Origin of the sequence: Nocardioides acrostichi (assembly GCF_015319165.1) — a bacterium.
Classification (GTDB): Bacteria; Actinomycetota; Actinomycetes; order Propionibacteriales; family Nocardioidaceae; genus Nocardioides; species Nocardioides acrostichi.
Window position 1 is genome coordinate 90,815 of the sequence record NZ_JADIVZ010000010.1, and the last position, 25,560, is coordinate 116,374.

Annotated in this window: 23 protein-coding genes; 17 read left to right on the forward strand and 6 right to left on the reverse strand. The window is 71.2% G+C overall.

The genetic code is table 11. The features are described from left to right. The first annotated feature begins 131 nt into the window (after positions 1-131). The 13 genes from ISG29_RS16440 to ISG29_RS16495 all read left to right on the forward strand — a co-directional run bounded on the left by ISG29_RS16440 (position 132) and on the right by ISG29_RS16495 (position 13,551). Positions 132-728 carry a cysteine hydrolase family protein gene (locus ISG29_RS16440; RefSeq protein ID WP_194504534.1) on the forward strand — a complete coding sequence of 199 codons (597 nt, stop codon included), beginning with the start codon at positions 132-134 and terminating at the stop codon, positions 726-728. Positions 729-735: 7 nt separating this feature from the next. Then, the gene (locus ISG29_RS16445; protein ID WP_194504535.1) at positions 736-1,146 is read left to right on the forward strand and encodes a nuclear transport factor 2 family protein; all 411 of its coding nucleotides are present in this window, start codon (positions 736-738) and stop codon (positions 1,144-1,146) included. Then, entirely contained in the window at positions 1,143-1,931 is a 789-nt protein-coding gene (locus ISG29_RS16450; RefSeq protein ID WP_194504536.1) for an enoyl-CoA hydratase/isomerase family protein, read from the forward strand. The genes ISG29_RS16445 and ISG29_RS16450 overlap by 4 nt, the downstream gene beginning before the upstream one ends. A 112-nt stretch (positions 1,932-2,043) precedes the next feature. Continuing rightward, positions 2,044-2,985, forward strand: a complete 942-nt coding sequence (locus ISG29_RS16455; protein ID WP_194504537.1) for an alcohol dehydrogenase catalytic domain-containing protein — start codon at positions 2,044-2,046, stop codon at positions 2,983-2,985. Between the two features lie 283 nt (positions 2,986-3,268). Beyond that, positions 3,269-5,401 (forward strand): hydantoinase/oxoprolinase family protein, encoded by a 2,133-nt coding sequence (locus tag ISG29_RS16460; protein ID WP_194504538.1) that lies wholly within the window; start codon positions 3,269-3,271, stop codon positions 5,399-5,401. Beyond that, positions 5,376-7,343 carry a hydantoinase B/oxoprolinase family protein gene (locus ISG29_RS16465; protein WP_207793238.1) on the forward strand — a complete coding sequence of 656 codons (1,968 nt, stop codon included), beginning with the start codon at positions 5,376-5,378 and terminating at the stop codon, positions 7,341-7,343. The genes ISG29_RS16460 and ISG29_RS16465 overlap by 26 nt, the downstream gene beginning before the upstream one ends. Further along, the gene (locus ISG29_RS20530; RefSeq protein WP_207793239.1) at positions 7,340-7,603 is read left to right on the forward strand and encodes a hypothetical protein; all 264 of its coding nucleotides are present in this window, start codon (positions 7,340-7,342) and stop codon (positions 7,601-7,603) included. The genes ISG29_RS16465 and ISG29_RS20530 overlap by 4 nt, the downstream gene beginning before the upstream one ends. Before the next feature lie 102 nt (positions 7,604-7,705). Continuing rightward, positions 7,706-8,431, forward strand: a complete 726-nt coding sequence (locus ISG29_RS16470) for a GntR family transcriptional regulator (protein ID WP_235960188.1) — start codon at positions 7,706-7,708, stop codon at positions 8,429-8,431. A gap of 52 nt (positions 8,432-8,483) precedes the next feature. Beyond that, a complete protein-coding gene (locus ISG29_RS16475; RefSeq protein WP_194504540.1) occupies positions 8,484-9,074 on the forward strand; it encodes a carboxymuconolactone decarboxylase family protein in 591 nt (196 codons plus the stop codon). Between the two features lie 94 nt (positions 9,075-9,168). Then, positions 9,169-10,089, forward strand: coding sequence for an isocitrate lyase/PEP mutase family protein (locus ISG29_RS16480; protein WP_207793240.1), 921 nt, complete (start codon positions 9,169-9,171; stop codon positions 10,087-10,089). Then, positions 10,086-11,237 (forward strand): acyl-CoA dehydrogenase family protein, encoded by a 1,152-nt coding sequence (locus ISG29_RS16485; RefSeq protein ID WP_328829556.1) that lies wholly within the window; start codon positions 10,086-10,088, stop codon positions 11,235-11,237. Before ISG29_RS16480 ends, ISG29_RS16485 begins: the two co-directional genes overlap by 4 nt. Beyond that, positions 11,237-12,334: an acyl-CoA dehydrogenase family protein gene (locus ISG29_RS16490; protein WP_194504541.1), complete on the forward strand. Its 1,098-nt coding sequence runs from the start codon at positions 11,237-11,239 to the stop codon at positions 12,332-12,334. The genes ISG29_RS16485 and ISG29_RS16490 overlap by 1 nt, the downstream gene beginning before the upstream one ends. Beyond that, complete coding sequence (locus ISG29_RS16495) at positions 12,331-13,551, forward strand: CaiB/BaiF CoA transferase family protein (RefSeq protein WP_207793241.1); 1,221 nt, start codon at positions 12,331-12,333, stop codon at positions 13,549-13,551. Before ISG29_RS16490 ends, ISG29_RS16495 begins: the two co-directional genes overlap by 4 nt. Positions 13,552-13,562: 11 nt before the next feature. Here ISG29_RS16495 and ISG29_RS16500 read toward each other — a convergent pair whose 3' ends face one another. The 3 genes from ISG29_RS16500 to ISG29_RS16510 form a co-directional block, all read right to left on the reverse strand. After that, positions 13,563-14,231: a GntR family transcriptional regulator gene (locus ISG29_RS16500; protein WP_194504543.1), complete on the reverse strand. Its 669-nt coding sequence runs from the start codon at positions 14,229-14,231 to the stop codon at positions 13,563-13,565. 64 nt (positions 14,232-14,295) lie between these two features. Next, a complete protein-coding gene (locus ISG29_RS16505; RefSeq protein WP_194504544.1) occupies positions 14,296-15,783 on the reverse strand; it encodes an aldehyde dehydrogenase family protein in 1,488 nt (495 codons plus the stop codon). Positions 15,784-15,811: 28 nt separating this feature from the next. Further along, the gene (locus ISG29_RS16510) at positions 15,812-16,906 is read right to left on the reverse strand and encodes a Zn-dependent alcohol dehydrogenase (protein ID WP_194504545.1); all 1,095 of its coding nucleotides are present in this window, start codon (positions 16,904-16,906) and stop codon (positions 15,812-15,814) included. Between the two features lie 150 nt (positions 16,907-17,056). On the opposite strand from ISG29_RS16510, the gene ISG29_RS16515 reads away from it, so the two are divergent. Then, positions 17,057-18,715 carry an FAD-dependent monooxygenase gene (locus ISG29_RS16515; protein ID WP_194504546.1) on the forward strand — a complete coding sequence of 553 codons (1,659 nt, stop codon included), beginning with the start codon at positions 17,057-17,059 and terminating at the stop codon, positions 18,713-18,715. A gap of 85 nt (positions 18,716-18,800) precedes the next feature. On the opposite strand, the gene ISG29_RS16520 is transcribed toward ISG29_RS16515, so the two are convergent. Together ISG29_RS16520 and ISG29_RS16525 are read right to left on the reverse strand one after the other, a co-directional pair. Beyond that, complete coding sequence (locus ISG29_RS16520; RefSeq protein WP_194504547.1) at positions 18,801-20,309, reverse strand: aldehyde dehydrogenase family protein; 1,509 nt, start codon at positions 20,307-20,309, stop codon at positions 18,801-18,803. Then, on the reverse strand, positions 20,306-22,147 hold the full coding sequence (locus tag ISG29_RS16525) for a flavin-containing monooxygenase (protein WP_194504548.1): 1,842 nt from the start codon (positions 22,145-22,147) through the stop codon (positions 20,306-20,308). Before ISG29_RS16525 ends, ISG29_RS16520 begins: the two co-directional genes overlap by 4 nt. Positions 22,148-22,243: 96 nt before the next feature. On the opposite strand from ISG29_RS16525, the gene ISG29_RS16530 reads away from it, so the two are divergent. From ISG29_RS16530 to ISG29_RS16540, 3 genes are all read left to right on the forward strand, one after another. Beyond that, entirely contained in the window at positions 22,244-23,128 is an 885-nt protein-coding gene (locus tag ISG29_RS16530; protein ID WP_194504549.1) for an SMP-30/gluconolactonase/LRE family protein, read from the forward strand. A 78-nt stretch (positions 23,129-23,206) separates the two neighbouring features. Continuing rightward, the gene (locus ISG29_RS16535) at positions 23,207-23,998 is read left to right on the forward strand and encodes an enoyl-CoA hydratase-related protein (RefSeq protein ID WP_207793242.1); all 792 of its coding nucleotides are present in this window, start codon (positions 23,207-23,209) and stop codon (positions 23,996-23,998) included. Positions 23,999-24,094: 96 nt separating this feature from the next. Continuing rightward, entirely contained in the window at positions 24,095-24,865 is a 771-nt protein-coding gene (locus tag ISG29_RS16540; protein WP_194504551.1) for an SDR family NAD(P)-dependent oxidoreductase, read from the forward strand. 88 nt (positions 24,866-24,953) lie between these two features. Here ISG29_RS16540 and ISG29_RS16545 read toward each other — a convergent pair whose 3' ends face one another. Next, complete coding sequence (locus ISG29_RS16545; protein WP_194504552.1) at positions 24,954-25,550, reverse strand: VOC family protein; 597 nt, start codon at positions 25,548-25,550, stop codon at positions 24,954-24,956. Positions 25,551-25,560 lie beyond the last annotated feature (10 nt).

The following is a 25,560-nucleotide window of genomic DNA, read 5'->3' on the forward strand; positions in this document are numbered from 1 at the left end:
GGGGAGCGCGGCACGGATGTCGGTTCCGCTAGGTGACAACTGTTGACTGTTGAGTGTTATGTTGGTCATTCCCGGGGTGATCCATGACCCGGGTCCACGACCACGTGAGCAGTTCGAGCCGGAAGGACGTCATGACCACCCCAGAAGCACTCGAGGCCCAGCAGACCGCGCTGCTCGTGATGGACTACCAACCCTCCATCCTCGGCGGCCTCTCCGACGCCGACGAGCTCGTAGGTCGGTGCGCCGAGACCGTGGCGAGCGCCCGCGCCGCCGGCATCCACGTGGCCTTCGTCCGGGTGGCCTTCAAGGAATCCGACCTCGACGGGTTCCCGAGCCACAGCGCGATGGGGGCCCGCATCAAGTCCGCCGGCCCGGCCATGCACGCCGACGCGCCGACCACCCAGGTGCGCGCCGAGCTCGGCGCCACCGACGAAGACGTGGCCGTCCGCAAGGTCCGCGTCGGCTCCTTCTCCACCACCGACCTCGACACGCGGCTGGCCAACAAGGGGGTCACCCGGGTTCTGCTGGCCGGAGTGCACACGAGCGGCGTCGTCTTGACCACCGTCCGCGAGGCCCACGATCTCGACTACGAGGTGGTCGTGCTCTCCGATCTGTGCGGCGACCCCGACCAGAGCGTCCACGACTTCCTGGTCGAGCAGATCTTCCCCAAGCAGGGCACCGTCATGACCGCCCGCGAGGCCCTCGCCCTCCACCAGCCCGTCGGCTGAGTCCGCCATGGCGCTCTCCAGCGACGACATCGTGGAGATCATCGATCTCCACACCCGGTACAACACGGCCATTGACGCCGGTGACGGCCATGCCTGGGCGGCCACCTTCGTCGAGGACGGCGCCTTCGTTCGTGGCGACGACACGGTCGCCGGTCGAGCGGCGCTCGCCGACTTCGTGCACGCGCGCGAGGCCGCGGGCCAGCGGGCCGGCGTGCACGGGCGTCGGCACTGGAACGCCGCCATCGCGCCGGTGGCCACGACGCAGGGCGCGGAGTCGACCTGCGACCTGGCGCTCACCGGCCGGGACGCCGAGAACCGTGCGGTCGTCATGGCGGCCGGCGGCTACGCCGACGAGCTCGTCCGGGTCGAGGGCACCTGGCTCTTCTCGCGACGCGTGCTCACCTTGGCGGACATGTGAGCGTCGGCACCGCGCAGGTGCGCGTCACCGAGGTCGACGACGGCGTCGCCGAGGTGACCCTCGACCGCCCCGAGGCGCTCAACGCGCTGAGCCTGCCGATGCTCGACGCGCTGGCCGATGCCGTCGCCCAGGCCCGCCGAACTCGGGCTCGGGTGCTGGTGCTGACGTCGTCCTCGACCCGCGCCTTCTGTGTGGGGGCCGACCTCAAGGAGCGCGGCGCGCTCACGGCGCAGCAGTTCGAGGCGGCGCGGCCGGCGATGATCGCCGCCTACCGCTCCTTCCTGCGCGCGGACATCCCGGTCGTGGCCGCGGTCAGCGGGTATTGCCTGGGGGGCGGCTTCGAGCTCGCCCTGGGCGCCGACTTCATCGTCTGCGACGACACGGCCGTCTTCGGTCTGCCCGAGGTGAGGGTCGGGATCATTCCCGGCGGCGGGGGCACCCAGCTGCTCTCCCGGCGCACGGGCTGGGGCCCGGCTGCCGAGCTCGTCATGACGGGCCGGCGCGTCGACGCGCATCAGGCGCTCGCCCTGGGCGTCGTCGATCGCCTCGTCGACGACGCGCGCGAGGGGGCCTGGACGCTGGCCCGCGAGCTCACCGCGGGGGCGCCCACGGCGCTGGCCGCAGCCAAGCGGGCCATGGTGGAGGGGTGGGGGCGGCCCCTCGAGCTCGCCCTCGACATCGAGGACCAGCACTTCGCCGGACTCCTCACGGGCGAGGACCGCCTCGAGGGCGCCCGGGCGTTCGCCGAGAAGCGCGCGCCGGTGTGGCCGAGCCTGCGCGCGTGACCGACCCGGCGCAGCGCCGGCCCCGCAGCGAATCCGAGACCTGGGCAGCACGCTCACCCGCAGCACATTCCCAGCAGCACAGTCCCAGCAGCACCGAAGGTAGGAGCACAACATGAAGGCATGGCGTTTCACCGCCCCCGGCGAGCCCATCTCGCACGAGGACGTACCGGAGCCGACCGCCGGCCCCGGCTGGGTCGTCGTCGAGGTCAAGGGCTCCGGGCTCTGTCACACCGACGTGGGCTTCCTCGACGGCTCGATCGACGCCGGGCTGCTCGCCGAGATCCCGATGACGCTGGGCCATGAGATCGCCGGCGTGATCACCGAGGTCGGCGAGGGTGTCAGTGACCTCGCCGTCGGCGACAGCGTCGGGCTGCGCTCGGGGGCGTTCGGCCCCTCGTTCGCCTACCAGGGCGGCTTTGCGCCCTATCTCGCGGCGCCGGTGGAGCACGTGGCCAAGGCGCCGGAGGGCGTGCCGTTCAGCCACCTCGCGGTCGGCGGCGACGCCGGCATGATCGCCTACCACGCCGTGGCGGTGAAGGGCGGCGCCGCGCCCGGGCTGAGGATGGGCATCATCGGGCTCGGTGGACTGGGCATCAGCGGTCTCCAGATCGCCAAGCGGCTCGGTGCGGAGGTCTACGCGGCCGAGCCGCGCACGGTGCTGCACGAGAAGGCACCGGGCTGGGGCGCCACGGAGGTCTTCGAGGACGCGCGCAGCTTCGCGGGCCTCGACCTCGACGTCATCTGCGACTTCGCCGGCTTCGAGAGCACCGTCCAGGCCGCAGTCGAGACGGTCCGAGAGGAGGGCACGGTGATCCTGATCGGCGCCGGTCAGCCCCAGGCCACGATCAAGACGGGCCACCTCACGCGCTACAAGGTGACCCTGCGCGGCCACCAGGGCGCGACCACGGAGGATCTGCAGGCCTACTGGCGGCTGCTCGAGGAGGGCCTGGACCCGGTCGTGACCGAGATCGGCTTCGACGAGATCGGCGAGGGACTGGAGCGGCTGCGCCGCCACGAGATCCTGGGGCGCCTGGTGGCGGTTCCCCGGGGCTGACCCACCGCGGGGAGGGAGCCCCGCCCATCCGGCCGTGGCGGGCGGCCACAAGGCGCCCCGCGCGCCAGCGGGCGGGCCCCGGCCCCGGGTGGTGGGGGGCGTTGGTCGGCCCGCCGGTAGAAGGTGTCGACCACGCCCGGCCCTACGTGTTGCGCAGACTGTTGACAGAAAGCAGTTGACCGCGTAGAAAATCCTTGGCGTGTGGCGCCGGACACATCAGGCTCCGATCGCGCCCCACGCGCGTCAGTCAGCGGCACAACCATCCCAGCTAGAGGAGCTCCCGGTGGTCTACGTTCTAGGTATCGATGTCGGAGGCACCTTCACCGATGCCGTCGCAGCCGACCTCGACGGCAATCTGTACTCGGCGAAGGCGCCGTCGACCCCGCCGGACTTCGGGCAGGGGGTGCTCGACTCGATCGACGCCCTGAGCGCCAGCATGGGGGTGAGCACCGCCGAGCTGCTGGGGCAGACCAGCTACATCGCCCACGGCACCACCTCGACCCTCAACGCCCTGGTCACCGGTGCGGTCGCCACCACCGGCTTCATCACCACCAAGGGCCACCGCGACGCGATCTTCATCATGAACATCGAGGGTCGCTACGCCGGCAAGGGCGCCGAGGAGATCCAGGCGGTCAAGCGCACCCGCAAGCCCAAGGCGCTGGTTCCCAAGCGCCAGGTCAAGGAGGCCGTGGAGCGCATCGACCTCAACGGCTCGGTGGTCGTCACGCTCGACGAGGAGGCCCTGCGCGCCGACGTGCGCGATCTGCTCGAGCAGGGCGTCACCTCGATCGCGGTCTCGCTGCTGTGGTCCTTCCGCAACCCCAGCCACGAGCACCGCGTGCGCGAGATCATCGAGGAGATGGCGCCCGAGGTCTTCGTGGTGCTCTCCAGTGATATCAGCCCGCGCATCCGCGAGTACCCACGCAGCGTGACCACCCTGCTCAACGCCCAGGTGGGGCCGATGCTGCGCGACTACCTCGCCCCGCTGCAGGCGGAGCTGGAGAACCGTGGCCTCGAGGGGCCACTGCTGATCATGCAGGGCTCGGGCGGCACCATCGCGGCCGCGGAGGCGCCCAAGGTGGCGATCACGACCATCGGCTCGGTGCTGACCGGCGGCGTGGCCGGTGCCCGCAAGCTGGGCTCGCAGCTGGGCCACGAGAACATCATCTCCACCGACATCGGGGGCACCACGTTCCTGGTCGGCATGGTGGTCGACGGCGAGCCGGTCATGGAGTCCTCGACCGTGCTCGACCAGTACCGCATCAGCACCCCGATGGCCAAGGTGGCCACGATCGGCAGCGGTGGTGGCGCGATCGCCTCGCTCGACGCCAACAACAACCTGCACGTGGGTCCGCGCAGCGCCGGCGCCAAGCCGGGCCCGGCGTGCTTCGGGATGGGTGGCGAGGAGCCCACCGTCACCGACGCCAACCTGGTGCTCGGCATCCTCAACCCGGACTACTTCCTCGGCGGCGCGAAGACCCTCGACGTGGAGAAGGCGCGAGCGGCGATCGCGACCCACATCGGCGATCCCCTGGGACTCTCGGTCGAGGACGCCGCGGCCGCCATCTTCGAGATCCAGAACGCCCAGACCGCCGACCTGGTACGCACCGAGGTCGTGGGCGCCGGCTTCGACCCGCGCGACTTCATGATCTACGCCTTCGGCGGCTCGGGCCCGATCCACTGCGCAGCCTACGGACGCGACCTGCGATCCCAGGGCATCTTGGTGCCGCTCGGCCCGACCAGCTCCACCTTCTCCGCCTACGGACTGGCCAACGCCGACGTGCTGGTCACCGCGGAACGCTCCGACCCCATGGCCCTGCCCGCCGACCCGGCTCGGCTGACCAAGCACCTGCAAGAGCTCGAGGCCGAGGTGCGCGAGCAGCTCGAGGCCCAGGGGCTGACCTACAAGGAGATCCGCACGAGCCGCGAGGCCGATGTCCGGTACACGGCCCAGATCTGGGAGGTGCCGACCCCGATCCCCGACGGCGAGCTGACCGAGGAGTCGGTCCGCGGCATCGTCGACGCCTTCGAGGACCGCTACAGCACGCTGTACGGCAGTGGCACCGGCTTCGCCGACGCGGGCGTCCAGGCCATCACCTACCGGGTCTACGGCGTGGGCGTGCTGCCTTACAAGCCCGACCTGCCCCAGGCCGCCGAGGCGCAGTCGCACTCCCCGGAGGTCAAGACCCACCGGCGCGCGATGCTCGACGCCCGCGCCGGCTGGCAGCAGGTCGCGGTGTACGCCTACACCGCGCTGGCTGCCGGCCACGTACTGGAGGGGCCCGCCATCATCGAGGCGCCCTCGACCACCGTCGTCGTCCCGGGAGGGGCCACCGCCACGGTGGACCGCCTCGGCAACGTCGTCATCACCTACCGCGAGGAGAAGAACCATGGCGTTCCCGGTTCCGGGCTCTGAAGTCTTCACCCAGCGAGGTCTGGCCTCGCGGGAGGCGGTCCTGGCCGCGCTGCCGGACTCGCTGGAGCTGCACCAGCACGACCCGTCCTTCGACGAGCTCGACGCGCTCACGGCCGAGGTCGTGCGCCACCGCTTGTGGGCGACCACCGAGCGGATGGGGCAGGCGCTCAACCGCATGTCCGGCTCGCTGGTCGTCACCGACTGCAACGACATCGGTGTCGTGATCACCAACGAGATCGGCGACGTGGTGCAGGTCGGTCCCTACTCGCTCTCACTCGCCACGAGCATCGACCTCGCGATCCGCTGGATCCTGGAGCACCGCGGCCCGAGCGGCATCCGCGACGGCGACATGTTCTTGTGCAACGACCCGTGGATCGGCGGGGCGATCCACCAAAACGACGTGGCCGTGATCGCGCCGATCTTCCACGACGGCAAGCTGTTCGCCTGGACCGCCTCGATGGCCCACCAGATCGACCTCGGCGGGGCCTCGCCAGGCAGCTGGACGCCGCGCGCCGAGGACGTCTTCATGGAGTCGCTGCCGACGCCGCCCGTGCGCATCGTGCGGAACTTCGAGATCCAAGACGACGTCGAGGACGTCTACCTGCGGCGCTCGCGGATGCCCAAGGTCGTCGCCTTGGACCTGCGCGCCAAGATCGGCGCGAACCGGGTCGGGCGCGAGCGCGTCCTCGAGCTCGTCGAGCGCTACGGCGCCGACACGGTCAAGGCCACGATGGCCCGCCAGCTCGACGACGCCGAGGCCAAGCTGCGCGCCAAGCTGGCGCTGGCCCCCGACGGCACCTGGACCGCCTCGAGCTTCCAGGAGCAGAGCCACACCGGCGACCGCAACCTGCACGAGGTGCGGTGCACGCTGACCAAGACCGGCACGGAGATGCACTTCGACTTCACCGGCACCTCGCCCGAGGCGGGCATGATCAATTGCACCTACGCCGGCCTGCACGGGGCGCTGGTGGCGGGCATCATCATGAACCTCGGCCACGACATCCCGTGGGCGACCGGCGGTATGTGGCGCGCCATCACGGTGACCTCCGAGCCCGGCACGCTCAACAACGCCGACTTCCCGGCGGCCGTGGGCAAGGCGTCGGTCGCGGCGAGCTTCTGCACCATCAACGTGGTGGAGGAGTGCTTGTCGAAGATGACCGATGGCTCCGAGGGTCTGCACGACCACACGACCGCCAAGGGCTGCGGCACCTGGGATCTGTGCGTCCTGGCCGGGCTCGACGGCGCGGGACAGCCCTTCGCCACCATGCTCACCGACGCCATGGGTGCCGGATGCGGGGCGGGCGTCGACCGAGACGGCACCGACTCCGGCGGCATCCTCAGCATCCCCATGGGGCGGATGCCCGACGTGGAGATGATGGAGTTCAGTGCGCCCATCCTCTACCTGTGGCGTCGCGAGGAGACCGACACCGGTGGCGCCGGGCGCTACCGCGGCGGCGTGACCGCGTCGCTCGCGATCATCCCCCACAACACCGAGGTGCCGATGGGGCAGGTCGTCTCGGGGTCGGGCAAGGCGGTCTCGCAGAACACGGGGTTGGCCGGTGGCTACCCGGGCAACACCCAGCTCGACATCGCCGTGCGCGAGGGCGAGCTGGCCCGGGTCTTCGCCGAGGGACGGATCCCCGCGGCCGTCGAGGAGATGGGCGGCACCACCGAGATCCTCAGCTGCGAGGAGGAGACCGTGCTGGGCCCGCGTGACGTCCACGTGATGCTCTGGCAGGGCGGTGGCGGCTACGGCGACCCGGTCTCGCGAGACCCCGGACTCGTGGTCCACGACGTCGCCGAGCTGCGCGTCTCACCGCAGGCGGCGCACGACATCTACGGAGTCGTGCTGGTCGACGGCGAACTCGACGAGGCCGGCACGACGGCGCGACGAGAGCAGATCAAGAACGAGCGACGCGAGAAGGCGGTGGCAGCGCGATGAGCACCCAGGCCCGATCCATCAGCAGCAACGCCCGGCAGGACGACGCGGGCGCACTGTGGTGCACCCACTGCCAGGGTGCCCTCGAGGGCACGGCCGACGACTACCTCGAGCACCTGCCGGCGTACGTCGGGGCGGCCACCGAGGGAGGCCCGCGGATCTACGCCGACGCATCGGCGTGGATCGACAGCAAGGTCGTGTTCCGGCAGTCCTACTGCCCGCACTGCTGGACCGCGTTCCACAGCGAGGTGGTCCCGGCGTGAGCGCTGCGGGGTACGCCCGGTCCCGTACGGTCGCCCGAGCCCGCGACCAGATAGCAAACTGTTGACAGATGAGTGCCAGCGATTTACATTCAGGACGTGGTCATGCAATTCGACGAGGAGCGGTCGGGGGCGGCTCGGCTGACCGAGCCGCTCAATCGTCTGCCCTTGCGTGACCAGGCCGTCGGCGTCCTGCGCGACATGGTGGTCACCGGCGCACTGCGAGGCGGTGAGCGCATCAACGAGGCCGAGCTGGCCGCCCGGCTCGGCATCAGTCGTGGCCCCCTGCGCGAGGCCATCCAACGCCTCGGAGCCGAGGGGTTCGTGGAGTTCCGGCTCAACCGCGGAGCGTTCGTACGCACCATGAGCCCCGAACAGATCCGGCATCTCTACGAGGTGCGCGAGCTGATCGAGGTGCGCGCGGCCGAGCTCGCCGCGGCGCGGGCCAGCGAGACGGGTATCGGGCGCCTGCGGGAGATGCTGCAGGTGACCGACGAGCTGCTGAGTCAGGGTTCCGACGCGGCGTACCCGCCCGAGCTCGACCTACACGAGCTCGTGTTGGAGATGGCCGACAACTCCGAGCTTCGACGCATCGGCAGCGATCTGCAGAACCAGGTCAAGCTGGCCCGGATGACGGCGGGACGAGCCCCCGACCGGGCGCGCCAGGCGCTGGCCGAGCATCGCGAGATCCTCTCGGCCATCACGGCCCGCGACAGCCGCCGAGCCAACCGGGCGATGCGCAAGCACCTCCGCGCCTCGTTCGCCCAACTCTTTCCTCTCGGCGCCGCCGAGACGGACCTCGGCGCGCGTCCGAGCGACGCCGCCCGATGAGACGTGTCCGAGGCCCGGTGCCCGGCCACCCACGATCGACGAAAGGCAACCCATGCCCAGACTGAAGCAGACCTCGCGTGCGGACATCACCTCCGAGCGCGTCCTCGCCACCTACGCCAAGCACTTCGAGGATCGCGACCCGGTCGCCCAGCCCGGTACCAAGGGCGGCACACCCGGCACCTGGTGGACCACCTTCGCCCTCGACGAGCAGCTCTTCGAGCTGATGCTCGACAGGCACGCCTGGCAGTTCAGTGAGGACCGCGCCCTCGACCCGGTGCTGCGCGAGCTCGCCCTGGCCCGCACCGGCTGGTTGTGCGGCTCGATCTTCGTCTACTCCCAGCACTGCAAGCTCCTGCGTCGCGTCGGCGTCGAGGAGGAGCGCATCGATCCCGTCCGCCAGTGGGGCGAGGCCGAGTGCTACTCGCGCCTGGAGCGGATGGTCCTGGGCTACACCGACGACCTGGTCGCCAACGGTGGCCGGGTCACCGACACCCGCTTCGAGGCGCTGCGCGAGGAGCTGGGCGACCTTGCCCTGCTCGAGCTGACGTTCATGGTGACCACCTACGTGCAGTCCGCGACCATGTGCCGCGCCCTGCGCCTGGAGTACGACGACATCGCCGAGCCCGTGCAGGAGCAGCCCTGAGCGGCTGCTCGCCGTCCACACCCAGCTCGATCGGAAGGCGAACCATGAGATACCACCAGGAAGCCCCCGTCCTGGACCACGGCCGGAGCCGTCGGTGAGCAGCTACGCGCAGATGCGCGCGAGGATGCGAGAGATCGTCGACTCCGGACGCACGGTCGTGGTCCCCGGCGGGCCCAACGCCCTGACGACGAGGATGATCGAGGAGGAGGGTTTCGAGGCCAGCTACGTCACCGGAGCCGGCATCGCCAACACCTACCTCGGCATGCCCGACATCGGCCTGCTCTCGCTCAGCGAGTTGGCCATGCACGTGCAGGCGATCAGCAATGTCGTCGACATCCCCCTCATCGTCGACGCCGACACCGGGTTCGGCAACGCCATGAACACCTGGCACACCGTGCGCACCCTGGAGCACGCCGGGGCCAGCGCGATCCAGATCGAGGACCAGACCTTCCCCAAGCGGTGTGGTCACTTCGAGGGCAAGTCGATCGTGCCGCTCGAGGAGATGTTGGAGAAGGTGGGGGCGGCGGTCGACGCCCGCTCGGACCCGAACCTGCTGATCGTGGCCCGCACCGATGCCCGGGCCACCCACGGGCTCGCCGACGCCATCGAGCGGGGCAACGCCTTCCGCGACGCCGGCGCCGACATCGTGTTCGTGGAGGCACCCCAGTCGCAGGCCGAGATCCGCACCATCGCCGCGGAGGTGCCGGGGCCCAAGGTGCTCAACCTGGTGCAGGGTGGCAAGACGCCCGAGCCGACGCGAGCCGAGATGCAGGAGCTGGGCTTCAGCATCGCTCTCTACGCGAACCTGCCGCTCATCGTCAGCATCCGTGCGGTGCGCTCGGCACTCTCCTCACTGGCCGACGGGAGTGCCGACGAGGCCGGGCCCTTCGTCTCCTGGACCGAGCGCCAGTCGCTGGTGCGCAAGGACTGGTTCGACTCCAAGAGCGACGAGTACGCACGAGGCCCGGCTCGCCTGCTCTCCGACGAGCCCGGACTCAGGCTGGGTGAGGCGTGAGCATCGCACCCACACGCCTGGCGGCCGCCGGGGCCGAGGAGGGCTCACTGCGCGAGTTGCGCCTCGAGGTCCGCTCGTTCCTCGAGGCGCAGCGCCGGGCCGGCGCGTTCGTGCCGGCTGTGGACGGCTGGCAGTCGGGCATCGACCCGGAGTTCAGTCGCGCCCTGGGCGGCCGGGGCCTGGTCGGGATGACCGTGCCCGTCGAGTACGGCGGCCACGGGCGCACCCAGGCCGAGCGGTACGTCGTGCTCGAGGAGCTGCTGGCCAGTGGCGCGCCGGTGGCGGCGCACTGGGTGGCCGACCGACAGATGGCGCCGGCCATCCTCAAGCACGGCACGCCGGCCCAGCGAGAACGCCTGCTGCCGGGCATCGCCGCCGGCGAGCGCCTCTTCGCCATCGGCATGAGCGAGCCCGATGCCGGGTCCGACCTCGCCTCGATCCGCACCCGGGCCCGTCGCGAGGGCGGCGGCTGGCGACTGCGCGGGACGAAGGTCTGGACCAGCGGCGCCCACCGGGCGACCAACGCGCTGGTGCTCGCCCGCACCGCGGACTCCGAGACACGGCACGCCGGTCTCTCACAGTTCGTCGTCGACCTGCCGCACCCCGACATCCACGTCAAGCCGCTGCACACCATCGACGGCGGATCACACTTCAACGAGGTCGTCCTCGACGACGCATGGATCCCCGAGGCAGCCCTGCTCGGCCAGGAGGGGGCCGGCTGGGCCCAGGTCACCGCCGAGCTCGCCTACGAGCGGTCGGGCCCCGAGCGCCTGCTCACCACCATGCCCCTGCTGCGCGCCTGGGACGCCGCTCGCCGCCGGGAGGCGACGTCGCTAGGCCCTCGCGACGCGATCGGGCCGGTGGTCAGTCGCGTGATCGCGTTGCGCGAGATGTCGCGCGCGGTGGCCGAGGTGATCCAAGACGGCGGTGACCCGGCCGTGGCCGCGGCGATGGTCAAGGACTCCGGCACGCTCTTCGAACAACACCTCGTCGACGAGGTGCGTCGGGCGGTCGACGCCGAGCTCGACCCCGATGCCGCCGGCCTGACGGGGCTCCTGGCGCAGGCGGTGCTACGAGCCCCTGCCTTCACCCTGCGCGGTGGCGCCAACGAGGTGCTCCGCTCGATCATCGTCAAGGGGCTGCGCTGATGAGCGACCACCTCCTCGAGATCGAGGATCTCGTCCTCGACGTGGTGTCCAGGTCCGATTCCGGGCAGGCAGGCCCCGCTCAGCCGTCCGCCGTGGGCGAGCACGGACTCGACGCGTCGTCGTGGAAGGTTCTGTGCGACCTGGGCCTGGTGTCCCTGGCCCTGCCCGAGTCGCTCGGCGGGTCGGGAGGCGGCCTGCGCGAGGCCGCGGCCGTGGTCCGGGCCGGTGCCCTGCTCCCCATGCCTCTCGCCGACGCGGCGATGCTGGCCGCCCCGCTGTTGGCCGCGGGCTCACTGCCCTGGCCCGGGGGAGTGGTGACCGCCACGATCGCCGGCGTCGAGCTCGACGTCCGGGTCGAGGGTGAGCATCTGTGCTTGAGCGGGCCACTGCGGCGGGTGCCCTGGCTGCGCGACAGCGACCACGTGGTGGTCTCGGTAGCCGGGGAGGCCGGGACGGGGGGCCTGGTGGCCGTCCTGGCGAGTCCCGCCTCCGACGACCTGGAGCAGGGTCGCAACCTGGCGGGAGAACCCCGAGACACCTGGCACCTCGAGGCCGTGCGGGCCACGGCCTGGGCGCCTGCGCCGGACCTCGGCCCGGACGAGGTCCGACGGCTGGCGGGTCTGGCCCGGGCGTCGCAGATCGCCGGTGCCGCCTCCGCTGTCTTGAGCCGCACGCTCGACTACACCCGCGAACGGATCCAGTTCGGACGGCCTCTGGCCGCTCTGCAGGCCGTGCAGCAGCGCACCGCCCTGGTAGCCGGCGAGGTGACCCGGGCGCGCGTGGTCACCGACGCCGCCGCGGCCGCGCTCGACGCGGAGGACTCGCGGGCCGCGCTGCTGTGCGCGGTCGCCGCCTGCGAGGCGTCCTCCTCCGTGCGCGAGGTGGCCGCCGCGGGGCACCAGCTGCACGGCGCGATGGGCTGGACCACGGAATACCCGCTGGGGAGGGCCACGACGCGGTTGTGGTCGTGGCGAGACGAGTACGGGGACGAGACCGCCTGGGCGCAGGTGGTGGCCGAGACGGTCGCCGCCGGTCCCGACGTGTGGACCGTGATCACCGGGAGCGACGAGCCCGAGCAGGAGGGAAGAGCAACGTGACCATCGACGAAGCAGCGACCCGTACCGGGGTCAGTGCCTGGCCCGACGACCCGGACGCCCGGGGCATCCTCGAAGGCGTCAAGGTGCTCGATATGAGCCGCATCGTGGCCGGGCCCTACTGCGGGCAGATGCTGGCCGACCACGGGGCCTCGGTGGTGAAGGTCGAGAGCCCCGCGGGCGACGACACCCGGCTGTGGGGGCGCTTGTCCCCGGACGGCGCCTCCAGCGGCTACTACTACGGGCTGAACCGCAACAAGCGCAATGTCGTCCTCGACCTGGGCACGCCCCGCGACCGTGAGGTGCTCGCGCGCCTGATCGACGAGGCCGACGTGCTCATCGAGAACTTCAAGGTCGGCACCATGGAGCGGTGGGGGCTCGGCTACGAGGAGATCCTGGCCGCACGCGCGCCCCGGCTCGTGTACTGCCGCATCAGTGGGTTCGGCGGCGACGGGCCGATGGGCGGGCTGCCCGGGTACGACGCCGTGCTGCAGGCCTACGGCGGGCTCATGAGCGTCAACGGCTACGCGGACAGGGGCTCCCTGCGCGTGGGCGTCCCCATCGTCGACATCGTGGCGGCCAACATGGCCTTCAGCGCGGTGCTGCTGGCCCTCCGCGAGCGCGACACCTCCGGGCGGGGTCAGTTCTGCGACATCACGTTGCTGGACTCGGTGGTCTCGCTGCTGCTGCCGCACTCGGTCATGTGGGCGATGGACGACATCGCACCGAAGCGGACCGGCGACGCGCATCCCGCGGTGGCTCCCTACCAGACCTTCGAGACCGAGCACGGCGAGTTCTTCCTCTGCGCCGGCAACGAGCGGCAGTTCCGCTCGCTGATGACGATCCTGGGCCGGCCCGAGGTGGTCGAGGACCCCCGTTTCAACTCGAACGTGGCGCGGTTGCAGCACGTCGACGAGCTGGCCGACATCATCGGTCCGCTCATCTCGGCCCAGGATCCCGAGACGCTGACCAAGGAGCTCAACGGCGTGGGAGTGCCCGCGAGCCCGGTCAACCCGATCCCCGACGCCATGAGCGCCTCGCAGGTGGTGCACCGCGACCTCTTCATCGACGACGGCGTCTACCGAGGCATCGGCGTGCCCATCCACCTCGGTCGATCGGTGCCGCGGCGTCCGATGCCACCGGTGCCCCAAGGTGCCGACACCGAGCGCGTCCTACGGGCCATGGGCTTGGCCGAGACCGCTGCGGAGGAGCCTGCCTGAGGGGCACCGACCTAGGCCGTGAGCGTGTCCAGGGCGCGCCGCAGGTGTGCTCGCATCTCGCGACCGGCTCGGCGTGGGTCGCGATCGGCGATCGCCGAGATGATCTGCAGGTGCTCGGTGAGCGCCTCGCGGGCCCGCTCGGGCGACCGCCCGGAGCGCACCCGTGCCAGCCGCACCTGCACCTGCAGGTCGGTGCCGATGCGCTGGAGTTGCGGGTTGCCCGAGAGCTCCAGCACCAAGGCGTGCAGGTCGTACTCGGTGGGGTAGGCGCCGGTGGTGTCGGTGCGCAGCACCTCGTCGGTGGCGGCGATGAGTCGACGCATCTCCTCGACGCCCTCCTCGGTCGCGTTCTGGGCGGCCAGGGAGGCGGCCTTGACCTCGATCAGCTCGCGCACCTCGTACATGTGCCGGACGTCCTCGGGGCTCAACGAACGAACGAACGCGCCCCGGTTCTGGCGGAACTCCACGAATCCCTCGGCGCCGAGGCGCTGGATCGCCTCGCGCAGGGGCCCGCGGCTGATGCCGAGCTGGGAGGCGAGGTCGGCCTCGTTGATGCGGTCACCCGGGCCGAGAACCCCCGAGACCACCATGTCGCGCAGCACCCCGACCGCCTGCTCGCGCAAGGGCATGCGCGTCAGGCGGCCGTGGGGGGCCGTCACGTCGTCCGAACCCAGGGACATGCAGACCTCCGCTGTCGACAATCAACTCCTGTCAGTCAGCGGAGTGTAACGCGAGTCGTGACGATCAGCCGTCCAACGCGGTGAAGACGGCCTTGGTCTCGAGGTAGGGGTCGAGGGCGGCCGGACCGTTCTCGCGGCCCCAGCCGGACTCCTTGTACCCCCCGCCGGGCATGGTGAAGTCGGTGATGCCGTGCACGTTGATGCCGACGCGGCCAGCGCGGATCCGTGCCGCCATGGCATGCGCGCGACCGACGTCGCGGGTGAACACGCTCCCGGCGAGGCCGAAGGCGGTGTCGTTGGCCAGGGCCACGGCCTCGTCGACCTCGTCGAAGGCCAATGCCGCGAGGACGGGGCCGAAGATCTCCTCACGGGCCACGGCCATGGTCGGTTCGACGCCCGCGAGCACGGTGGGGGCGTAGAAGTAGCCGTCACCGGGGACGCCCTCGGGGCGCCCGCCCACGATCTCGGCTCCGGCGGCCACGCCGCCGTCCACGTAGGAGCTGACCCGGGAGAGTTGCTTGGCCGAGACCAGCGGCCCCAGGTCGACCTCCTGGTCGTGGTAGCCCAGCCGGAGCGTGCGACCGAAGGCGGAGACGCGCTCCACGACCTCGTCGTGGATCGAGCGGTGCACGATGAGGCGCGAAGCCGCGCTGCAGACCTGACCGCTGTTGCCGAAGATGGACATCGCCACCGTGGGGGCCGCTCGGTCGAGGTCGGCGTCCGCGCAGAGGATCAGCGGGGACTTGCCGCCCAACTCGAGGGTCAGCTTCTTGAGGTTCCCGGCGGAGGCCGCGACGATGCTGCGACCCACCTCGGTGGAGCCGGTGAAGGAGAGCTTGTCGACGCCGGGGTGCTCGGCCAGGCCGGAGCCGACCGGGACGCCCTCGCCGGTGATGACGTTGAAGACCCCGGACGGCACGCCGGCCCGGTGCAGCAGCTCGGCGAGCCGCAGCCCGGAGAGCGAGGTCTCCTCGGCGGGCTTGAGCACCATCGAGCAGCCGGCGGCCAGCGCGGGCGCCACCTTGTAGACGGTCTGGCGCAGTGGGGCGTTCCAGGGCACGACCAGGGCGGCGACGCCGATCGGCTCCTTGAGGGAGTAGCCCAGGAACTGGTGCCCGCGGGCCTGGATCTGGCTGGTGTGGCCGAAGATCTTGTCGGCCATGCCCGCGTAGTAGCGGAACGCCTGGACCGCGTTGGCCACGTGGCCCCGGGCCGAGGCCAGGGGCATGCCGTTGTCGAGCGCCTCGAGGTGGGCCAGGTTCTCGGCGTCGGCGGCGATCTCGTCGGCGATGCCCAGCAGCACCGTCGAGCGCGCCGTGCCGGAGAGACCGGCCCACGAGCCGGCCTCGAAGCTGGCGCGGGCGGAGGCGACGGCCCGGTCGACGACGGCGGCGTCCCCGGCCGCGATGGCCCCGATCACCTCGCCCCGACCGGGGTCGACGACGTCGAGCGTGGCTCCGGTCGCCGGCACCCAGGCCGCATCGATCCAGTGGCCGTGCCCGCGGCCGGCGTACTCGCGCGCCCAGGCGACGGATCCCTCGTGCGTGCTCATGTGTGCTCCTCCCGGGGGGAGTCGACGCTCAGGCGCCGACGAGAACGGATCGGACGACGTCGCCCGACGACATCGCGGTGAAGGCCTCGTTGACCTGACCCAGGGTCATCGTGCGCGAGACCATCGAGCCCAGGTCGAGCTGACCGGACTCGGCCAACGCCACCAGGCGCGGGATGTCGCGGCGTACCTGCGCCGAGCCGTAGCCGCAGCCCAGGAGCTTCTTCTCCCGGTGCAGGGCGAACAGGTCGAAGGCCACCTGCTGGCCGGGCAGACCGGCGCCGATAAGCACCACGGCACCGCCGAAACGGGCGGCGGTGTGGGCTTGGACGACGGTCTCGGGGCGTCCGACGACCTCGAAGACGTAGTCGACGCCGCGCCCGTCGGTGGCCTGGCGAAGCTGCTCGACCGGGTCGGCGGCCGCCGGGTCGATCAGGTCGGTCGCGCCGAAGGAACGGGCCGACTCGCGCTTGAACGGCACCGGGTCGACGGCGAAGATCCGCGCGGCCCCGGAGATGCGGGCGGCCTGGATGACCGCCTGGCCGACGCCGCCGCAGCCGATGACGGCCACGGTGCTGCCGGGACGCACCTGCGCGGTGTTGAAGACGGCGCAGGCGCCGGTCGTGACGCCGCAGCCGACCAGGGCCAGCTGCTCGTCGGGGAGGTCGGTCTGCACGGTGACCACATTGGCCTCGTGCACGATCATCTCCTCGGCGAACGTGCCGAGATTGCAGAAGGCCCGCGCGGCGCTGCCGTCCTCGCGGATCGCGCGGCCGATGCCGCGGCCGCGGAGCACCGCGTTGAGCTCGCACAGGTTCGACTGGTCGCGCACGCAGAAGAAGCACTCGCCGCAGGCCGGGATGAAGGTGGTGATGACGCGGTCGCCGACCCGGGTGCGGGAGACGCCCGAGCCCACCGCGACGACGCGGCCAGCGCCCTCGTGACCCAGGATCGAGGGGTTGTGCATCGGACCGAAGGTTCCGTGCAGGGCCGAGAGATCGCTGTGGCACACGCCGGTGGCGCCGACCTCGATGCGGACGTCGTGCTCGCCCAGCGTGTCGGCGTCCAGCTCGACCTCCTCGATGGTCAGGCTGGCGGTGTCGCCGGTGAACAGGGCTGCCTTCATGCAGATCGCCATCTTCCTGATTGCGTCACCGACCGGCGCGAGCTTGACTCGAGCGCACGCATGTGACGTTCGACATTGTGACGCCCTAGACAGTAAACATTCTACTGATTACTGTCAACAGAGACAGACATCGCTCAGGAGGGTAGGCACATGCTCGACGCCGCAGTAGTCGTGATCGGCGCGGGACCGGTGGGTCTCGCGAGCGCCGTGGAACTGGGGGTGCGCGGCCAGTCGGTCGTCGTGCTGGACGAGGGCGACGGCACCGTGGACCACCCCCGAGCCGGTGGCATCTCGATGCGCACCATGGAGTTCCATCGTCGGTGGGGCACGGTCGAGGACGTACGCAACTGCGGCTTCCCCGACGACTACGACCTCGACATCGTGTTCAGCACCGGGTTCGGCGGCTACCAGCTGATCCGCGAGCACTACCCGCCGCTGGGCGAGATGGGCACGCCCCCGGAGAGCCCGGAGCGGCGCCAGCGGTGCCCCCAGATGTGGATGGACCCGATCCTGGCGCGGGCCGCGGCCTCCCAGGAGTCGGTCGAGATCCGCTACGGCGCGCGGGTGGGTGACGTCGAGGTGGCCGCCGACGGCACGGTCCTCGTGCGCTACGCGGACGCCGCGACGGGGCAGGAGCGTGAGGTCACCGCCCGCTACGCACTGGCGTGCGACGGCGCGGCCAGTGCGACCCGCACGCGGCTGGGCATCGAGATGTCGGGCATCGAGCTGCTCAACTACTCGGTGGGCGTCTTCTTCCGTTGCCCGGGCCTGCTGGAGAAGGTCGGCGAGCACCAGGCTGCCCGCTTCATCTTCATCTCGCCCGACGGTCCGGTCGGCAACCTCACCGTCGTCGACGGCATGGACCTGTGGCGCTTCACCTACATGGCGGGCAAGGAGAGGCTCGATCTCGAGGCGCTCGACGTGGAGTCCGTGATGCGCCGGGTGCTGGGGGAGGAGCTGGAGTTCGACATCCTCTCGATCGCGCCGTGGCGTCGCTCGCAGCTGGTGGCCGACAGCTACCGCGCCGGGCCGGTGTTCTTGGTGGGCGACTCCGCCCACACGATGTCCCCCACCGGGGGCTTCGGGGCCAACACCGGGATCGGCGAGGCGGTCGACATCGGCTGGAAGCTCGACGCCGTCCTGCGCGGCTGGGGCGGTCAGGGGCTCCTGGAGTCCTACGAGGTCGAGCGCCGACCGATCGCGCTGCGCAACACGCAGGCCGCGACCTCGAACTTCCGTGGGTGGTACAGCACCAAGGATCTCGGCGGGCTCCTCGAACCCGGGGAGGACGGCGACGTGCTGCGCCGAGAGGTCGGCGAGGAGTTGATGGCGGCCACGCGGGCGGAGTGGGAGTCCAAGGGCGTGATCCTGGGCTACCGCTACGAGGACTCCCCGATCTGCGTGAGCGACGGATCCCCGGCGCCGGCCGACGACTACCGGGTCTACGAGCCCACCAACCGACCCGGGCACCGGGCTCCGCACGCGTGGCTGCCCGACGGCCGGTCGGTGCTCGACCTCTACGGCGAGGGCTTCGTCCTGGTCGACCTCGGCAGCGAGGAGGCCGACAGCGCCGAGCTGCTCGAGACCGGACGCGCGATGGGGGTACCCGTGCGGCGGGAGGCCCTCGGCCAGGAGCTCGCCGACCTCTACCGCACCCGGTTCACGCTGGTGCGTCCCGACGGTCACGTGGCCTGGCGCGGCGACGAGAGCCCGGCGGACGCCGCTGCCGTGTGGCGCGTCGTCACGGGTCACGCCGTCGGCGCTTCCGACGCGACGTCCTCGGCGCAGTCTCAACCGGCGGTCTCCTGAGCAACGACTGCCGAACGACCGCCGAAGAACACGAGGGGCCGCCGCTGACGACCAGCGGCGGCCCCTTCGTGTCGTGGGCGTGGGCTCAGCGGGCCACGTGCGGCGAGGGCTCCAGCACCCCGTTGACCCGACGGGTCACCTGCCAGGGGTTCTCGCGGCGGGCCCCCTCGGGCAGCCACTCCTCGCGGGTGGACTGGAAGGAGACGGGGCGGACGAAGCGGTTGAGCGACGCGGCGCCGATCGACGTCCCCTGGGGGTTGGACGTCGCCGGCCAGGGGCCGCCGTGCTGCATGCCCCAGCTGGCGTTGGCGCCGGTGGTCCACCCGTTGGTCACGACGCGGCCGACCTTGCGGGAGAGCTGCTCGATCACCTGGGGGGCCAGGTCGTCCGGGCCCGTCTCGGGGGTCCATACCGCGGCGATGAGGGCCGACTGCATGACCTCGAGGGCACGGGAGAGCTCCTGCTCGTCGTCGTACTCGGTGACGACCGCGACGGCACCGAAGGTCTCCTCGAGCAGTCGGCTGCCCTCGAAGATGGCCGAGCTGGGGGTGGAGAGGACCGCCGCGGGGGCAGACCAGCCCCGGTCGTCGTCGCCGACCCTGAGCACGACCTCGGCGCCCTCCTCGGACATGGCCGCCAGGCCGGCTCGCACCGAGTCCGCGATGGCCTCGGTCAGCATGATCGGCTGAGGGCTGGCCGCCTCGAGGGCCCGGGCGACGTGCGCGGCGGCGTCGGATCCCCGCGGGGCGAAGAAGAGGCCCGGCTTGCTGCAGTACTGACCCGAGCAGTTCGTGTAGCAGTTCACGAAGCCCTCCGCGATCGAGGCGAGGTCGGGCACGGCGGCGGGCGTGACCACCACGGCGTTGACGGTGCCCATCTCGGCGTAGACCGGGACCGGGATCTCGCGCTCCTGCGCCGCGCGCCAGATGGCGCGGCCACCCGCCTCGGAGCCCGTGAAGGCGACGGCGCTGATGGCCTCGTGGCGCACGAGCTCTACGCCGGCGTCGAATCCGACGACCATGCCGAAGGTGCCGGTCGGCGCCCCCGCGTCGGCGAGTGCCTTCTCCACGAGCTCGGCCAGACGCAGACTCAGGCCCAGGTGCGCGTCGTGCGCCTTGGCGACCACGGGGCAGCCGGCCGCGATGGCCGAGGAGGTGTCGTGACCCACGACGCCCAGCACGAACGGGAAGTTGCTGGCCCCGAAGACCGCGACCGGACCCATGCCCTGGTTGATGCGCGCCAAGGGCGGCTGGTCGTCGATGGCGAGCTCGAGGAAGGAGCCCTCGCGGGCGACGTCGCCGTAGAAGCGCAGCGTGCCGACGGTGCGCTCGATCTCGGTCGTGAGCCGGTCCAGGCCCAGGGCGGTCTCCTCGTCGGCCAGGTGGGCCAACTCCTCGCGGTGTGCCTCGAGGGAGTCCGCCACCGCGCGCAACCAGTCGCGTCGTTGCGCCGGACTGGTCGTGCGCAGGGCGGTGAAGGCCTCGGCCGCACGCTGCGCGGCAGCGGCGACCTGCCCGGAGGTGCTGGCCTCGTGGGCCGTCACCTGCTCGCCGGTGCGCGGAGCGAAGGAGGTGGGCAGTGGGGTGGTGCTCATCGTGCGGCCACCTCCTCGCCAGCGGCGTCCAGCGGGGGCAAGGAGATCAGCTCGTCGCGATCGTCGCGGACGAGCGTGGGGGTGGCGCCCAGGATCTGTCCCGCGATCTGCAGGGCGAGCACCTCGCTCATCTTGCGGGCGTCCATGATGCCCCCGAACAGCAGCCACAGGTGCGGCTGGCGGGTCGGTCGCGCCATGTTGCGGTGTTCGCCGTTCTCGGCCACCCCGCCGATGTCGCCGACGCGGCCGGCGACCTCGGAGCCGAAGATGCGCTCCAAGCTGTGGCGCACGTTGCGGTAGCCGGTGCTGAGCACGACGGCGTCGAGCTCGATGACGGTCCCGTCGCGTAGGCGTAGGCCGTGCTCGACCCAGCGGTCGACGTCGGCCATCTGCACCATGGCGATGCGACCGTCGATGATGGCCGCGGAGGCACCGACGTCGAGGTAGTAGCCGCTGAAGGACTTCACCAGCCGCAGCACCCAGCCGCCGCCGTCCTCGCCGGTGGTGAGGGTCATGCCGGCCCTGCGCAGCCCGTCGTACATCTCCGCGTACTCGCGCTCGGTGCGCTGGGTCTCGGCCCGCGCCTTCTCCTCGACCAAGGGCAGGATGAACATGGAGTTGCGACGCTGGTCGGCCTCCTCGACCGACATGCCGGGCGCGCCGTAGTCGAGGTTGTAGCGCTCGGCCTCCTCGATGGGGACGACGCAGGTCGGGCCGCGCTGGGCCAGGTGCGTCTGCGCGCCGTGGTCGCTGAGGTCCAAGGCGATGTCGTGCCCGCTGGTGCCGGTGCCCACCACGAGGACGCGCTGGCCGGCGAAAGCCGAGCCGGAGACGAACTCCGAGGAGTGCATCACCTGACCCGCGAAGTCGTCGAGGCCCGGGAGATCGGGAATGTAGGGCTCCGTGCCGGTGTAGCCGACGGCCGTGACGACGTGGGCGGGTCGCAGGATCCGGGTGGCGCCGCCCGGGACGCTGAGCGTGACGTCCCAGCGGCGGTCGGTCTCGTCGAAGACGGCCGAGACCACCTCCGTGCCGCCCCACCGGTTGAGGTTCATGAACGTGGCGTAGGCGTCGAGATAGTTGCCCCACTCGTCCTTCGAGACGAACGACGGGAAGGTCTCGGGCTGGTGCACGTGCGGGAGATTGTTCGCGACCGTCGGGGTGTGCAGTGCCAGCGAGTCGTAGCGCGATCGCCACCCGTCGCCGGGCAGGGGGTTGCGGTCGGCGACGACGTACGTCACGCCCAGCCGCTCCAGGCGGGAGGCCATGATGAGTCCGGTCTGGCCGCCGCCGATGACCAGGACGTCGGGCTCGGTGTCCTCGAACCCCTGGGACTCGCGACGGTGCTGGTGCCAGGTCTGGCCCGGCCGCGCGGCGGTGTAGCCGCGGCGCTGGGTGGAGGGCACGGCTTGGCCGTCGACACTCGTGATGGTGGTGGCCAACACCTGTGCCCGCAGCCCGCCGGGCCCCTCGGGGTCGAGGACGGCGTGGACGAACGCGCTGCCGGTGCCGGTCGCGGTGCGGTAGGTCAGGTAGAACTCGCACGTCTGCTCGTCGACGAGGTGCGGCGCCGAGCGGTCGGCCTGCAGCGTGAAGCCGGTGGGCGTGGCGACCTTGGCGTGCTCCACGAGGTGGGCCAGGAGGGGCTCGCGGCCCCAGAACTGGCGGACGTCCCAGGTCAACGACGCGAGGTCGCGCCAGTAGGAGTCCTCGAGGAAGAGCTCGCGCAGCTGGTCTGCGTTCGGTCCTGCAAGTGCCTCGTCGAGACAGTTCGCCCACTCCTCGACGGAGTGCGCGAGCCTGCTCGAGTCGGTCGACGTCGATGCCGTGGTGGTCACCCTGGTCCTTCCTGTTGTGTCCTACGTCTCAGGATCGGCGGGCAACCGTGTATTGTCAACTGGCGACAGACTACGATCCGAGAATCGGGGTGACCCATGGACGACGCGATCGTCGTGGCCGAGTTGCGCTGTGCCATCGGGGAGGGCCCCTTCTGGGACGAACGATCCTCGCGACTCCTCGGTGTCGACCTGTCGGCCGGGGAGGTCTGGCGGCTCGATCCCGCCACCGGCGCGACCGACCGGTGGCACCTGGGCGGCACCGTCTCGGCGGTTCTGACCTCCCGGGGTGGCGAGGACGAGCTCGCCGTCACGCGCGGACGCAGCGTCCTGCTCGGGTGCTTCGGTGCCACCGACCCGCACCCGTGGGTGGAGGTCGCGTCCGACAGCCCGGTGGAGCGGCTCAACGACGCCGGCTGCGACCCGCGGGGCCGGCTGTGGGTGGGCTCGATGGCCAGCGACTTCTCCCCGGACGTCTCGACCCTCTACCGGGTCGGCCCGCAGGGTGCGGTGGCAGCTCACCGTCCCTTCCAGCTGGCGAACGGCCTGGCCTGGAGCCCCGACGCGCGCACGCTCTACCTGGTCGACAGCCGGGCGCACGAGATCCTCCGCTTCGCCTACGACCCGGCCACCGGCCGGTGCGAGCGGCGACTGAGCAGCCTGGCGGTGGACCCCGCGTGGGGCTTCGCCGACGGCCTGTGCGTGGCCGCGGACGGCTCGTTGTGGGTCGCGATGTACGCCGGCTGGGCCGTCCGTCAGCTGACCCCGGAGGGTGAGTGCCTCGCCGTGGTCGACCTGCCCGTCGCCAAGGCCACCAGCGTCTGCTTCGGCGGCCCGGGGCTCGCGGACCTCTACGTCACCACCGCCGCAGCGGGACTCACTGAGGAGGAGGCGGCCGCCCAGCCGCACGCAGGGGATCTCTTCATGGTTCCCGGCGCGGGACCGGGCCTCGCGGTCTCAGGGCTGGATCCGGCCGCACGCTGACCGGCCCTTTGGGGCCGGTCGAGCACCCGTACCACCACTCGACGAGTACGTCGATGAGAAACAAGAGGAGAAGTGCACGTGGAAGAACAGCCAGCAGCCGGCGCGCCCTCGGTCGAGGTCGCGGTCACCGACGGGGTCGCCACCTTGAGGTTGAGGAACCCTCGCCGCAAGAACGCCATCACGGCCGACATGGCCGCCGACATTGTGGCGTTCTGCGAGCGGGTCGACACCGACGAGACCATCGGGGCCGTCGTCGTGGCCGGCGAGGGAGGGTACTTCTGCAGCGGCGCCGACACGCGTGACCTGGGAGCCGCCTCGGACGACCCCGCGACCACCGACTCGATGCTACGGACCACCCGCGTGTACTCGTCGTTCGTGCGCGTCGGGCGCCTGCCGGTGCCCACGGTGGCGGTGATGGTCGGCGGTGCGGTCGGGGCCGGGATGAACCTCGCCCTCGCCTGCGACGTGGTCCTGGCCACCCCGACCGCGGTGCTGGACTCGGGCTTCCTGGCGCGCGGCATCCACCCCGGTGGCGGCCACTTCAGCCTCCTGGGTCGGGGTCTGAGCCGGTCGCAGGCGATGGCCATGGGCGCCCTCGGCGCACCCGTGAGCGGGGAACAGGCGGTGTCGCTGGGTCTCGTATGGGCCACCTACGACGAGCACGAGATCGAGCAGCAGGCGCGATCGCTCGCGGCTCGCGCCGGCAGCGACCCCGAGCTGTCGCGGCGCATCAAGCACAGCGCCGACCTCGAGCTCGGCCCGAACGCCACATCCTGGGCCGCAGCCGTCGAGCTGGAGCGGGGCGTCCAGATGTGGTCGCTGCGCCGCAAGGGCGAGGCCGGCTGGACCGCCTCGCGCAGCGGCGGCTGAGATCTCGGGTCGGGGCTCGCCTCCCCGACCCCACCAGCGGTAACCGACCGACGGTGACTCGCGACGCGAGCCGCCACCGACGCACCAGGAGGACACATGACGGACAGCCTGCGCGACAAGGTCGTGCTCATCTCGGGGACGGGGACCGGTATCGGCCGAGCCGCCGCGCTCGGCTTCGCGGCCCGCGGGGCACGTGTGGTGGGCATCGACATCGACGAGGAGTCCAACCAGGAGACCGCACGGCTGGTCGAGGAGGCGGGCCACACGATGACGCTGGCACCGGCCGCAGACCTCAGCGGCCCCGAGGGGGCCCGGGCCTTCGTGGCGGCGGCCCTGGAGGCCCACGGGGGCATCGACGTGCTGTACAACAACGCCGGCGGCACGCGCTTCGGCCCCTTCGCCGAGGCCAGCCCCGACGACTTCGACTTCACCATCCGCAACGAGCTGGGCATCAGCTGGCATTGCTCACAGGCGGCCTGGCCGCACCTGATCGAGCGTGGCGGCGGCTCGATCGTGATGTGCGGCTCGATCGGGGGCGTCAACGGCTCCCGTGACCTCCCGCAGAGCGCCCACGTGGCGGCCAAGGGCGCCGTCATGGCCCTCACGCGCCAGCTGGCGGCCGAGGGTGCCCCGCACGGCATCAGGGTCAACAGCGTGAGCCCCGGGCTCGTGGCCTCGCCCGCGGTCCGGCAGCTCATGGACGCCGCGCCGGGGCTCGTGCAGTCGATGGTCGACCGCACCGCGGAGCGGCGCGCGGCCGAGCCCGAGGAGATCGTGGGCGCCGCCCTGTTCCTCGCCTCCGAGGAGTCGCACTACGTCAACGGCGCCAACCTCATGGTCGACGGCGGCATCAGCGCCTTGATCTAGCCCGAGTAGGACGACGCCCGAAACGCCGGAGGCCGGCACCCCGCGGGGTGCCGGCCTCCGGCGTCGGTATGACGAGTCGTGGGATGCGTCAGGCACCGACCGTGGCGTCGGACATCGGCGTCTTGTCGTTGGGCCACGATGCGAACGTCGGGAACCAGGCGTTGAACTCGAGCGCGATCCCGTCGGGGTCGGAGAAGTAGACCGAGCTCATCAAGGCGCCCTCGCGGGCCGGGAGGAACTCGTTCTCCACACTGTCGACGGTCATGACGCCGTCGCGTTCGGGGTGGCGGTAGCGGACCGTGTGCGTGAACGGGATCTCGGCCTCCTTGAGCTTCTCGCAGTACTCCTCGATGCGCTCGGCGTCGACACGCAGGTTGAAGTGCATGAGCTCGGCGATGGGGTAGGCGCGCGGGTTGGCCGGCTTGCGGGTGTCCTTCGGCTTCTCGCCCTCGAGGGTCTGGTAGCCGTCCTTCCAGTAGAAGATGGCCAGGTGCGAGCCGTCGTCGCCGATGCCGAAGTACCAGTGCTGGCCGATGACCTCGTCGGCGTCGTTCTTGTACTCCATCGTGTAGAGGATCGGCATGCCCAGCTTGCCGTGGTAGAAGTCCACGGCGCGCTGCATGTCGCTGACGGTGATGGCCAGGTGGTCGATGGCCTTGAAGTCGAACTTGGTGTTCGTGGTCATGGGTGACTCT